At 63.2% G+C, this 12,252-nt stretch carries 9 protein-coding genes; 4 read left to right on the top strand and 5 right to left on the bottom strand.

Annotation, left to right across the window (positions count from 1 at the left end; translation table 11 throughout):
* Positions 1 to 22 precede the first annotated feature (22 nt).
* Positions 23 to 268, bottom strand: a complete 246-nt coding sequence (locus QEH68_RS13990; protein ID WP_242703346.1) for a hypothetical protein — start codon at positions 266 to 268, stop codon at positions 23 to 25.
* Here QEH68_RS13990 and QEH68_RS13985 point away from each other — a divergent pair.
* The gene (locus QEH68_RS13985; protein WP_242703345.1) at positions 240 to 1,310 is read left to right on the top strand and encodes a glycoside hydrolase family 3 N-terminal domain-containing protein; all 1,071 of its coding nucleotides are present in this window, start codon (positions 240 to 242) and stop codon (positions 1,308 to 1,310) included. The genes QEH68_RS13990 and QEH68_RS13985 overlap by 29 nt on opposite strands.
* Before the next feature lie 66 nt (positions 1,311 to 1,376).
* On the opposite strand, the gene QEH68_RS13980 is transcribed toward QEH68_RS13985, so the two are convergent.
* The 4 genes from QEH68_RS13980 to QEH68_RS13965 form a co-directional block, all read right to left on the bottom strand.
* A complete protein-coding gene (locus tag QEH68_RS13980) occupies positions 1,377 to 2,114 on the bottom strand; it encodes an amino acid ABC transporter ATP-binding protein (RefSeq protein ID WP_207594071.1) in 738 nt (245 codons plus the stop codon).
* Positions 2,111 to 2,875, bottom strand: a complete 765-nt coding sequence (locus QEH68_RS13975; protein ID WP_089595652.1) for an amino acid ABC transporter permease — start codon at positions 2,873 to 2,875, stop codon at positions 2,111 to 2,113. The genes QEH68_RS13980 and QEH68_RS13975 overlap by 4 nt, the downstream gene beginning before the upstream one ends.
* Positions 2,876 to 2,887: 12 nt before the next feature.
* The gene (locus QEH68_RS13970) at positions 2,888 to 3,838 is read right to left on the bottom strand and encodes an ABC transporter substrate-binding protein (RefSeq protein ID WP_091468676.1); all 951 of its coding nucleotides are present in this window, start codon (positions 3,836 to 3,838) and stop codon (positions 2,888 to 2,890) included.
* A 324-nt stretch (positions 3,839 to 4,162) separates the two neighbouring features.
* Positions 4,163 to 4,873 carry a 3'-5' exonuclease gene (locus tag QEH68_RS13965; RefSeq protein ID WP_207594069.1) on the bottom strand — a complete coding sequence of 237 codons (711 nt, stop codon included), beginning with the start codon at positions 4,871 to 4,873 and terminating at the stop codon, positions 4,163 to 4,165.
* Between the two features lie 66 nt (positions 4,874 to 4,939).
* Between QEH68_RS13965 and QEH68_RS13960 the strand changes: the two genes are divergently transcribed.
* The 3 genes from QEH68_RS13960 to QEH68_RS13950 are packed head-to-tail and all read left to right on the top strand — an operon-like array spanning position 4,940 to position 12,233.
* Complete coding sequence (locus QEH68_RS13960; RefSeq protein ID WP_207594068.1) at positions 4,940 to 5,356, top strand: MGMT family protein; 417 nt, start codon at positions 4,940 to 4,942, stop codon at positions 5,354 to 5,356.
* Complete coding sequence (locus tag QEH68_RS13955; RefSeq protein WP_280623158.1) at positions 5,353 to 8,703, top strand: ATP-dependent DNA helicase; 3,351 nt, start codon at positions 5,353 to 5,355, stop codon at positions 8,701 to 8,703. Before QEH68_RS13960 ends, QEH68_RS13955 begins: the two co-directional genes overlap by 4 nt.
* Positions 8,700 to 12,233, top strand: a complete 3,534-nt coding sequence (locus QEH68_RS13950; protein WP_280623157.1) for an ATP-dependent DNA helicase — start codon at positions 8,700 to 8,702, stop codon at positions 12,231 to 12,233. The genes QEH68_RS13955 and QEH68_RS13950 overlap by 4 nt, the downstream gene beginning before the upstream one ends.
* Positions 12,234 to 12,252 lie beyond the last annotated feature (19 nt).

The raw sequence follows: 12,252 nt of genomic DNA, 5'->3' as shown, positions 1-12,252 counted from the left end.
GTGGAAACCCACCCCCAACGAACTAACGGTTTACCATGCGCAAGACCCAGACAATTGCATCCTTCGGTGTAAGCATCGCGACGGCTGGAGCTTTGGTCGCCATGGCGTCCGGCTGCTCAAGCGGCAGCGGAGGCACCGTCCCACCCGCAACGGAAGCGACGCCGTCGGCTTCTGCCTCTTCACCGCCGGGCACTCCGCAGCCAGCCACCACATCAGCGGCGCCAACAAAGCCATCCACGGTGCCTCCGCCCTCCGCTGCGCCTGCCACCAGCGCTCCTACGGCCGCGGAGCAACAGTTGGCGGCGCTCAGTCTTGAACAAAGGGTAGGCCAACTGTTCATGGTGGCGGCCAAGGCCACCGGCGCCGAGCCAGGAACCATGCAGGCGTTGAAGGAATACCACGCGGGCAACGTGTACTTGAGCGGGCGCAGCAAGGCAGGCAGTGCTGCCACCGCTGCCGTCGTGTCGTCGTTGACGGGAACGGTTTCCACCGCCACCACCGGCGGTTTGCCCCTCTTCGTAGCGACCGACCAGGAGGGCGGGTATGTCCAGGTTCTTTCGGGTCCGGGGTTCTCAACAATTCCCACAGCGTTGGTGCAGGCAGGGGCAGGGGAGTCAAAGCTCCGCGCCGATGCTGCAACCTGGGGCAAGGAGCTGCGAAGCGCCGGCGTCAACGTCAATCTTGCGCCCGTGCTGGACACAGTCACCAGCCCGGAGTTTGCGCCGTCCAATGCTCCGATTGGCCACTTCCAACGTGAGTACGGCTATGCACCGGGCACAGTGTCGACCCTGGGCAATGCCTTTGCCGATGGCATGAAGGACGCGGGCGTCGCCCCTGTAGTGAAGCACTTCCCCGGCCTGGGCAGGGTAGTCCCCAACACGGATGTCACCAGCGATGTCAGGGATACCTCCACCACCCGGAACGATCCCGCCCTGGAACCGTTCCACGCTGCCATCGCATCAGGCACGCAGTGGGTCATGGTATCGAATGCCTACTACGACAAGATTGACCCCTCGAACATCGCACCCTTCTCGCCTACGGTGATGGAGACGATGCTGCGTTCAGACGCCGGCTTCACGGGGATTGTCCTATCCGACGACCTCTGCAGTGCCGCGCAATTGGGCGCCTGGTCCGATGCGGACCGCGCCCTGAATTTCTTCGCGGCCGGTGGAACCATGCTGGTGTGTGCAGATCCTGCGAGCATTCCTGCCATGCACCAGGCCGTGGTGAAGAAAGCCACAGCAGATGCCTCCTTCCGCGCCAAGGTGGATGCTGCCGCCCTGACAGTGCTGCGGGTCAAAGCAGGGTAATGATCACAGCAAAGAACCCCGCCTTCGAAACGAAGGCGGGGTTCTCAAGACTTGTGGTTGTCTTGGCTAAAGGACGTCCGACAGGAAGCCCTGCAGGCGTTCCGTTTGCGGATTGGTGAAAAGCTGCTCCGGGGGGCCGGACTCCACCACTACACCAGCGTCCATAAAGGTCACTACGTCGGAGACATTGCGGGAGAAGCCCATCTCGTGGGTCACCACCACCATGGTCATGCCGCCTTGGGCCAGATCCGTCATCAGGGCAAGGACGCCCTTGACGAGCTCCGGGTCCAGTGCGGAGGTGGCTTCATCGAAGAACATGACCTCGGGCTTCATGGCCAGCGCGCGGGCAATCGCTACACGTTGCTGCTGTCCACCTGAGAGGTTGGCTGGCCGCGCGTCTGCCTTGTGCTTCAAGCCCACCAGGTCCAACTGGGCCAGTGCTTCATCGCGGGCCTGTTCCTTGGACATGCCACGGAGCTTGCGCAGGGCCAGCGAAATGTTCTCCGCCACCGTCTTGTGGGGGAAAAGGTTGAACTGCTGGAAGACCATGCCAATGCGGCGCCGCAGTTCGTCCGGGTTGTCCTTGAGGACAGAGCGTCCGTCCAGCAGGATGTCCCCCTGGTCCGGCTCGATGAGCCGGTTCATTACGCGCAGGAGCGTTGACTTGCCCGAGCCCGAGGGGCCGATCACGGAGGCCGTTGTGCCCTTCTCGACGTGCAGGTCAATGCCCCGCAACACGTGGTTGCTGCCGAAGGACAAATGGATGTTCTTCGCCGTTAACGTTCCTGAAGCGAATTCACTCATGCCTGGGCTCCCTTTCCTACCACTGCTGCTGCCTCGTCCGGTTCCTTCTTCTCCGGCCGGCCGGAGCGCATGCGGGCATCAATCCAGTTCACGAAGTGCGTGAGCGGGATGGTCAGCGCGAGGTAGAAGATGGCTGCAGCGACATACGGGGAAAGGTTGCCGCTGTTGGCGGCGGCATCCTTGCCGATCTGGAAGATCTCACGCTCTGTGGCAAGAAGACCCAGCATGAACACCAACGAGGATTCTTTGATCAATGCGATGAACTGGTTGACCAAGGCAGGAAGGACCCTGCGGATTCCCTGGGGCACCACTACGAGGCGCATGGATGAGCCGTAACTGAACCCGAGGGCGCGGGTCGCTTCGAGTTGTCCCTTGTCCACGCTCTGGATGCCGGAACGAAAGATCTCGCCGATGTACGCGCCGGACATCAAGGACAACGCCGCGATGGCCATGGGGTACGGGCTGGTGGAGCCCGTCAGTTCACGAATGATGGGGCCGAAACCGAACCCGATCACCAGAATGGTCAGCACCGGAGGAAGCCCGCGGAGAATGTCCGTGTAAATGCGGGCTACCCACCGTGCTGCTGCGTTCCGGGAAATCCCCATCAGGGCGAGCAGCATCCCCAGCGCGGTCCCGATGATGCCCGAGACGACGGCCAGGACAATGGTATTGGGCAGGCCGACGGCGAACATCTTGGGGAGGACTTCGCCCATTGCCTCCCAGTCAAAGAAGGTCTCGGCCAGTTGATTGAGGATATCCATGGAACGCCCTGGTTACTTGGCGGGGAGCTGGACGGCCTTGCTGCCCGGCTTCCAGCCCTGGGGGGTCTGCTCGGCAGCAGTCGGACGGTCCTTGTACCACTCGGCCGTGAGCTTGGCCCACGTGCCGTCAGCAATGACAGCATCCAGGCCCGAGTTCAAGGCGTCGATCAGTGGCTGGTTGTCCTTGTTCACGGCGTAGGCCGTGAAGTTCTGGGTGTTGACAACCTTCTCGGCGATCTTGGTGTTGTCGCCTTCCTTGACCTGGCCCTCTGCCTGCTGGGAAGGAGCAACCCAAGCATCGATCTGGCCGTTCTTCACGTTGCCGTAGACCGTGTTGTAGTCAGGGAAGCGGACCGGCTCGATCTTTAGCGTGTTCGTCATGTAGTCATCCTGGACGGTGCCCTGGACAACGCCGATGCGGAGGCCTTCCTTGACGTCGGCGAAGCCGGTGACCTTGGAGTCGCTCTTGGTGACGATGGCCATGTAGCCGAAGTCGTAGCCGTTGGTGAAACCGACCGTCTTGCGGCGGGCGTCCGTGGTGGAGATCGAGGAGGATCCGACGTCGAACTGCTTGTTGCCTACCTGGGACAGGAGTGCTGAGAAGTCAGTGGAGGCGAACTCAACCTTGAGGCCCAGCTTGTCGCCAATGGCGCGCAAGAGCTCATTGTCGTAGCCGGTGAACTTGCCCGAAGGGTCAATGAAGATGTTCGGCGGGGCGTCGGAGAGGGTGCCCACCCGCAGGGTGCCGTCGGTGATGAGGCCCAGCTTGGACTTGTCGATCTTGTCCAGCGGCGTCACCTCAGCCGTCGTGAACGTGTCGAGCGATTTCTGGTCGCTGCCGGCCAGCGCATCGGTGGGCGAACCGCTGGGCTCGGAAGTTCCACCGCCGCATGCTGCCAGGGAAATCACCAAGGCTGCGGCCACGGGGGCAACAGACAGCCACTTAGGGGCTTTGAATTTCATAAAGAAATCACTTTCATCGGGTCACGGAGACGATTCACGGTGGGCGGGGAATGTGGCAACCGAAAGAAGGTTTGCTGCCTTAGCAGACTTCAACCCGCCAAACTTAATTATGTCACCAGCCCACCGGAGCATAGTGAATCGAATAAATGGTGGCTCACACTCGATTACGCCGAATATTGTTCCCGCCCGGGCATCATCGACCGCCGTACTATTCCGACGCTGCTCTGGCTTGTGGAATCCGCGCGCAACTGAGGCTAAAACGCGGGTTCCCGAGAATCATGTGACATGCGTCGCAGGGCGAAGCCTCGAAGGGATCTCCCCGGCTTAGAAACCGCCGCGGCTGGCGTCCTCGGGCGGCAGAACCGGCCACTCGCCCTCAATGACCGCTGTGGGTTTGCTGCGCCGCAAATACTGCTGGAAATCGGCGGCCTGCGATGCCGCCCAGTCTACTTGCAGTTGGTGGAGGGTGGTTGCCGGCATGTGCAGCTTGGGGAACTTGCCGGCCATCGCGTCCAGGACACGGAGAGTGGCAAGTGCATCCGCGGCAGAGGTGTGCGCGTTGGTCAGGTCCACGCCGTATTCCTCGCACAGGGCAGTAAGGGTGCGCTTGCCCTTGCGGTAGCGGTCCACTTGCTTGTTCATCACGTAGGGGTCCAGCACCGGGAACCGGCTCAGTTGCGGTACGCCATAACGCGCGGACTCGGCCGCCAGTACCGTGAAGTCGTAACTGGCGTTGAAAGCGATGACGGGAGTGCCGGCGTCGAAAAGTTCCTGGAGAACCGCAGCAACCTCACGCGTAACCTCCGCTGCGGGGCGGCCTTCCGCGCGGGCCCTCTCGGTGGTCACGCCATGCACTTCACTGGCCTCGAGGGGAATCTCAACGCCCGGATCCGCCAGCCATTCGTGTTCGGCAATGAGCTCTCCGTGGGCATCCACAACGGTGATCGAAGCCGTGACTATCCGTGCCGACCGCGAGTTCTTCCCGGTGGTTTCGAGGTCGAATGCGGCACGGGAGAGGGTGTTCCAGGAGCTCATGATTTCAAGTTACCGGCTGGGTCCGACAGTCTTTGGGCGCGACACTCCTGCCGTTACCCTGAACACATGCGGATGGAGTATGTGACGGCGGTTCTTGCGGTGGTGGACCTCGTGCCGTCGGGATCGGCGGTCTCCTACGGCGACGTGGCAGAGCTCCTGGGTGCCGGCGGACCGCGTCAGGTCGGCGCAGTCATGAGCCACTACGGAAGCTCCGTGGCTTGGTGGCGTGTCCTTCGGGCCAGCGGGGAAGCGCCTCCCGGCCACGAGGTCGATGCCTTGAAGCATTACCTGCAGGAATCCACTCCGCTGCATGGCGCCTACGAGGCCTTCCTCAGGACCGGGGAAGGCCGTTGGCGGGTTGACCTGACCACGGCGCGATGGGCGCCTTCGGACGCCGACTTCGATCAACTTGATGTGATCTCTGACCAGTTGGAGCGTCAACTCCATAAATTGTCGGTGCCCGATGATGAAATGACTGTGTGACCGCCACTCCCGCCAGAACCCGCCAATCACCGGCCGCTCTTCGCCTGCTGCCTCCGCGCGAGACCCACTATGCGGCACCTGTCTTGTCCCCGGACCAGCAGGCGGTTGTTTCCCTCCGGCAGGGGAGCGGCCCCGTGCTTGTGCCCGGAGGTCCGGGCACGGGCAAGTCAACAGTGCTTGTGGAATCCGCAGTGCGCCGCGTCCGTGAAGACGGGCTGAATTCGGAGCAGATCCTCATACTCGCCCCGGGGCGCCACGCCGCCGCAGCTTTGCGCGACACCTTCACCGGACGGTTGGACCGCAGTCTCAGTACGACGCCGGCGCGCACCTGGGCGTCGTACGCCTTCGACGTCATTCGGCGGGCGAAGGCCGAAGGCGTCATACCCCTGGCCAGGCCCCCAAAGCTCCTCTCAGGTCCGGAGCAGGACCTCATCATCAAAGAACTCCTTGAAGGCCATGCGCGGCCGGGTTTCCAGCTGCCCTGGCCGGAGGATCTCAGTGCTGCCCTTCCCACCCGGGGCTTCCGCCATGAGATCCGCCAGTTGTTCGACCGCATCATTGAGTCCGGCCGTACCGCAGAGGATTTGGTGGGTCTCGCCTACGAATGCGGTCGTCCCGATTGGATGGCCGCAGCCGAGTTGTACAGCGAATACCGGGACGTTCTGGACCTCCGCATGCCCGAGGCGTTTGACCCCGCAGGAATCATCACTACGGCGCGCCAGATCTTCCAGGATTCGCCGGCATTCCTGGCCGCGGAACGTGAACGCCTTCAGCTGATCCTCGTGGACGACGCCCAGGAATCCAATCCTGCAATTTTTGAACTCCTCGCCGATATATCGGAGGGCAAGGACGTTGTGGTCACCTACTCCCCGGATACCGTAGTGCAGGGCTTCCGCGGTGCCCGTCCTGACCTTGTGGCCGAGTTGCCTTCGCTGTTGGGAGGCACCCAGGGCGCGGTCACTGAACGTCCTTTGTGGTTCACCCACCGGCACCTCCCCGTGGTAGCAGAGGCTTGGACGCGCGTCGCGGCACGCATTTCACAGCGTTCCGGCGGTCAGCTGGCCAGGCGGCTTGAGCAACTGCCAGGTCCGGACACTGCAAGTGAGCCGCCTTCCCGTGATGGCAGGGTGGAAGGGCATGTGCTGCCGTCCGCTGTGCATGAGCTGCGTTACGTAGCCCAGCGGATTCTGGAAGCCCAACTGAGGGAGAACCGGGAGTTCAGTGACATCGCCGTGATCGTGCGGAACGGTGGACAAATTTCACAGATGCAGCGCTACCTTAGTGGCCAGGGAATACCGGTGCGGGTTCCAGTGGCAGACTCGGCCGTCCGGGACGAAGTAGCTGTGCGTCCTCTTCTGGAGGCCTTCGCGGTTGTCCTGGACCCGGCCAAGTTGACGCCGGAGATGGCTGTTTCGCTGTTGACATCCCGCGTCGGCGGAGCCACTGCCATCGAATTGCGCAGGCTTAGGCAGTCACTCAGGCGCGAGGAACTCCTGGGTGGAGGCGGCAGGTCCAGCGATGCCCTCCTGGTGGAAGCGCTGCTTGAACCAGGAGCGCTGGCGTCATTTGGCATTGAAGGCAGCGCCGCCCGCCGTCTTGCCCGCATGATCGCGGCGGGTGCCACGGCCGCTGCCGAGCCCGGTGCCAATGCGGAGTCAGTCTTGTGGGCTTTGTGGCAGGCCACCGGTTTGTCGTCGCGCTGGGCGGAAATGGCGCTGGAGGGTGGCAACGCCGGCGCACGTGCGGATCGCGACCTCGACGCCATGATGGCCCTGTTCCATACGGCCGAACGCTTCGTGGACCAATTACCCGGATCCGGTCCCGAGCAGTTCCTGGACTATCTGTTGAACCAGGAACTTCCCATGGACACTCTTGCGGCACGTGCCCAGCTTGAGGCGTGCGTGGAGATCATGACGCCCGCCAGCGCAGCGGGACGGGAATGGCCAGTGGTGATAGTCGCCGGACTCCAGGAAGGCGTCTGGCCGAATACGCGCCTGCGTGGTGAATTGCTTGGCAGCACCGTCTACGCCGACGCCGTGGAGCATGGAGTGGACTACGCCGTGCGGCGGGGACCACTGAGCAAACTCCGCGATATTCGGTACGACGAACTCAGGAGCTTTTCAACGGCGGTTTCCCGGGCCCGTGAAGTCTTGATCTGCACGGCCGTCTCCTCTGAAGACGACCAGCCCTCGGCGTTCCTGGACTACGTAGCACCATTGGAGTCCGGGCAGTACAAACGCGACTACACTCCCGTGGACCGCCCCATGACACTCAGGGCGCTTGTCGCGGAGCTGAGGCAGCACGCGCAGTCGGAGGAGTCCGTTGCCGACGCCGCCAACGTTGCCGCCACAGGGCTGGAAGCAGCGCGGATACTGGCCCGGCTTGCCAGCACGGATCCACCCGTTCCGGGGGCCCACCCGGACACATGGTGGGGTTTGGCACCGCTGAGTTCCAGCGGGCCTGTTGTCCCTCCGGGGGGAACAGTCTCCGTCTCACCTTCCAAAGTTGAAGCTGTCCATAAGTCACCGCTGGACTGGTTCGTCCAAGCCGCTGGTGGTGAGGCCGCCACTGATTTTGCGCGAAGCCTTGGCACGTTGGTCCACAGCATTGCCCAGGAACTGCCCGAGGCCTCGGGGTCAGAATATGTGGCTGAACTCGTCCGCCGGTGGCCAACCTTGGGCATGAAGGATAACTGGGAAGGGAAGCTCGATTTCCAACGCGCAGAACAGATGGTGCGCAAATTGGCCCAGTACATCCTCATTATGCGCAGCGAGGGAAGGAGCCTGCTGGCCGTAGAGCACGACTTCGAAGTAGAGCTTCCCGACGTCAGCCTCGATGCCTCGGATCCGGCAGATCCCGAAGCGGTTGCCACCCGGCAGGCAGTGCTCCGGGGCCAGGTGGACCGCCTGGAGGTTGATTCGCAAGGCCGGCTTGTGGTGGTGGACCTCAAGACCGGCAAGCGTCAACCGGGCAAGGCCGAAGTTGCCAGGCACCCGCAATTGGGTGCTTACCAGGCGGCGGTGCTCAAAGGTGCCTTCCGGGACGCTGGAACCGGCGAAGAAGCGCTCGACGCCGGGTCCCGCACCGGTGCTGGTGGTTTCGCACCTGGCGGCGCGGTGCTGGCCCACCTTGGAACCAAGACGAAGACGCCGGCCGTGCAGCAGCAGGATCCCCTGGATCCTTCAGTGAACTGGGCGGAGGAGCTGGTCAACGACGCTGCTGCGCTCATGGCAGGAGCCTCATTCGAAGCACGGCACGATCCCGGCAAGAGCGGGCATGGCGGCCACGGGTGCCGCCTCCCGGATGTTTGCCCGTTGTGCGCCAGAGGAAAGCAGGTCACCGAATGACAACAGAGCTCCTGGACGGATTTGCCGGCGCCCTGCCCGGCACCCGTGACGGCATACATGTTCCCGAACCCAGGTTCTCTCCGTCTGAGCTGGCCGGCATCCTTGGCGAGAAGAACCTGCCCACTGCCGAACAGTCGGACATCATTGCCTCTTCACTGTCACCCCGGCTGGTGATCGCCGGGGCTGGCTCCGGCAAGACAGCCACCATGGCGGACAGGGTGGTGTGGCTCGTTGCCAATGGGTGGGTCCGTCCGGAGGAAGTGCTTGGCGTGACGTTCACGCGTAAAGCTGCCGGCGAACTGGCCAGCCGGATCCGAAGCAAACTGGCCACCCTCCAGCGCATCGCGGCAGAGGATGACGGCAGCATTGGGTTCCCCGAAGGGCTCCTGGGGGCTGACGACCTCGAACCCAAGGTTTCCACCTACCACTCCTATGCAAGTGGCATTGTGACCGATTATGGGCTCCGGCTGGGCATTGAGCGCGATGTCGTCCTGCTGGGTGGGGCACAGTCCTGGCAGCTGGCCAGCGAAGTAGTAGAGGCCTACGACGGCGACTACGAGCATTTCACGGCGGCCAAGTCCACGTTGGTCAACGCCGTCATACAGTTGGCGGGGGAGTGCGCCGAGCACCTTCAGGACCCGGGTTCAGTACGCAACTGGGTGCTGGAGCGCGTGGAGACGTTCGAGCAGCTTCCCTATGTAGCTGGTGCCAGCAAAAACCCCACCCAGGCAGCAGCATCATTGGCAGCCATGCTCCGGACCCGCGCCAGCGTGGCAGACATGGTGGTGCGCTACCAGGAAGCAAAGCGGCAACGCGGAGTCCTTGATTTTGGGGACCTCGTGGCCCTTGCTGCCCGGATCGCCAGCGACATCCCGCTCGCAGCGTCCACGGAGCGGGCACGGTACAAGGTGGTACTCCTGGACGAATTCCAGGACACCTCCCATGCCCAGTTGGTGCTCTTCTCCCGCCTCTTCGGGCAAGGTCACGCAGTGACAGCCGTAGGGGACCCCAACCAGTCGATTTATGGATTCAGGGGTGCCTCTGCCGGGCAGCTCTTCCATTTTGTTCAGGAGTTCCCTGTCCGGCACACGGACACCATAGGCGGCGCAGAGACGTATTCAGTGGCTCCGACCTCATACCTGACCACCGCTTGGCGGAACGGCAGGAACATCCTTGAGGCAGCCAACACCATTGCCGCGCCGTTGAACAAGGCTGCGGCCATGGACGGCCCGGCAGGGGGCAGGGATACAGCCGGCAATGTCTCAGTCCCGGCGCTGGCCCCGAGCCCGGCCGCCGTGGACGGAAGTGTGGTAATCGGTCGTTTCAGCACCGATGAGGACGAAGCTGCAGTCATTGCCCGTGATATCCGGCGCTACAAACGGACAGTCTTCGAGGAAGAGAAGGACGGGACGCCGGTCAAACCGACCATGGCTGTCCTGTGCCGGAGGCGGGCGCAGATGGAATGCCTCCGCCGGGAATTCGAGCTGCAGGGAATCGCCTACGAGATCGTGGGTCTTGGCGGCCTGTTGGACACCCCGGAAATCGTGGATCTGGTGGCCACCTTGCGGGTGTTGGCTGATCCCGGGCGTTCCGATGCCCTGATGAGGCTGCTGGCCGGGGCGCGATGGCGTATTGGCCCGGCAGACTTGATGGCGTTCAACGACTGGTCGCGTTTCCTGGCTCGCCGCCGGGCAAATCCGGGCACCGCTTCCGAACCCATGGATGACAACGAGGAACCGGCCGCAGTGGTGGTTGAAAGTGACATTACCGATGCCTCCAGCCTGGTGGAGGCCCTTGATTTCCTACCCAAGCCCGGCTGGACGTCGGGGCATGGTCGCACCCTTAGTCCCGCTGCCCTGGAACGACTGACCCGCCTTGCCTCGGAACTTCGTTCCCTCCGGAGCTACATCGGGGATGATCTCACCACGCTCCTTGGTGAGGTTGAACGCGCCATGCTCCTGGATATCGAGGTGGCCGCCAAGCCTGGAATCAGCATCCACCAGGCCCGCCGGAACCTTGATGCGTTCCAGGATGCCGCGGCCGGATTCCTGCAGACGTCCCAACGGATTGATCTGCTGGCCTTCTTGTCGTGGTTGGAGGCAGCGGCCTCCGAAGAAGGCGGATTGGATCTGGCCCCTGTGGAGACCAACCGGGAAGCTGTGCAGTTGCTGACGGTTCACGCCTCGAAGGGGCTGGAGTGGGATGTCGTCTTCGTCCCTGGCCTCAATGCCGGATCATTCCCCAGCACCAGGGATTCACGATGGAGCAGTGGGGCTGCGGCGCTGCCTTGGCCGTTGCGTGGCGACCGCGCCGACCTTCCTCAGTGGGACCTGGACCAGCCAGACCAAAAGGGGTGGCTGGACGCGGAGAAGGTTTTCAAGGCCGAGGTCCAGCATCACGGTGAGGCCGAGGAGCGGCGGCTGGCCTATGTGGCCTACACCCGGGCAAAGTTCGTCTTATGGGCGTCCAGTGCTGCCTGGAACGGTTCGCGCTCCGGAATGGCCGGTATGTCCGCCTTTCTCTCCGACTTGGCGCCTCTTGCTGGAGTTCCGGGTGTTGCCACAGGCGACGGTACTGGGATGCCTGCAGGCCGGACAGGCTCAGCGGTGGTTCATCCCGAATCCGTGGCTGAGGAAACACTCCCGGAGGAAAGCCCACTGACCACCACCCTTGAAGTTGCCGGGTTCCCTTACGACCCCCTGGAAGGTCCGTCTGATCCCAGGACTGGCGCCCGTCTTAGGCTGGCTCCTGGACGCAGGCTAGCCATGGACCAGGCCGCGGCCAACGTCCGCGCGTTCATCGCCGGCGCACCGTACCAAACTCCGGCCCCTGAGCTCACGGGCCCGGCGGCGAAATGGGCCCAGGAGGCGGACCTGCTCCTTGACCGTCAACAGCAACGCAAGACCACCCAGGATGTCCATCTCCCGAGCCACATCTCTGCCTCACTCTTCGTGGATCTTGGCGCGGACCCGGCTGCTGTGCTTTCGCAGCTCCGCAGGCCGGTGCCACGCGAACCGGGTATTTCGGCACGTAAAGGCACGGCCTTCCATGCGTGGGTTGAAGAGTACTTCGGGACGACGGGCATGCTTGACCTCGATGAGGCTCCGGGTTCGGATTCGCACATCGACGAGGCATACGGCTTGGACGAGATGGTGGCGGCGTTCAAAAAGTCCGAGTGGGCCCAACGCGCGCCTGCCTTCGTCGAGGTGCCGGTGGAGACACGGATTGGCGACGTCGTAGTCCGGGGACGCATCGATGCCGTCTTCCGCGACGCGGACGGCCGCTGGCAGTTGATCGACTGGAAAACCGGCCGACGACCAGCGGGTCAACAGTTGGCAACACGTGCCGTGCAGTTGGCCGTTTACCGGTTGGCCTGGGCCAGGCTCAAGGGTGTGCCCCTGGAAGAGGTCAGCGCGGCGTTCTATTACGTGGCGGATGACTCAGTGGTCCGGCCACACGATCTGGGAACCGCCGACGAACTGGAACAAATCGTTGCCAAGGCGTTGGAAGCCGGCGGCCAAGGACGCTAGGGCCGACCGGTGCTGGGGC

This window comes from Paenarthrobacter sp. OM7, assembly GCF_029873575.1.
Lineage (GTDB): Bacteria > Actinomycetota > Actinomycetes > Actinomycetales > Micrococcaceae > Arthrobacter.
Note: the sequence above shows the minus strand (reverse complement) of the source record. Positions and strands in the feature narration are given on the sequence as shown.

Bases quoted from the DNA above. Each gene is read 5' to 3' on its own strand.
- QEH68_RS13980 (WP_207594071.1), bottom strand. From the start codon at position 2,114: ATGAGTGAATTCGCTTCAGGAACGTTAACGGCGAAGAACATCCATTTG.
- QEH68_RS13975 (WP_089595652.1), bottom strand. From the start codon at position 2,875: ATGGATATCCTCAATCAACTGGCCGAGACCTTCTTTGACTGGGAGGCA.
- QEH68_RS13960 (WP_207594068.1), top strand. From the start codon at position 4,940: ATGCGGATGGAGTATGTGACGGCGGTTCTTGCGGTGGTGGACCTCGTG.
- QEH68_RS13970 (WP_091468676.1), bottom strand. From the start codon at position 3,838: ATGAAATTCAAAGCCCCTAAGTGGCTGTCTGTTGCCCCCGTGGCCGCA.
- QEH68_RS13950 (WP_280623157.1), top strand. From the start codon at position 8,700: ATGACAACAGAGCTCCTGGACGGATTTGCCGGCGCCCTGCCCGGCACC.
- QEH68_RS13965 (WP_207594069.1), bottom strand. From the start codon at position 4,873: ATGAGCTCCTGGAACACCCTCTCCCGTGCCGCATTCGACCTCGAAACC.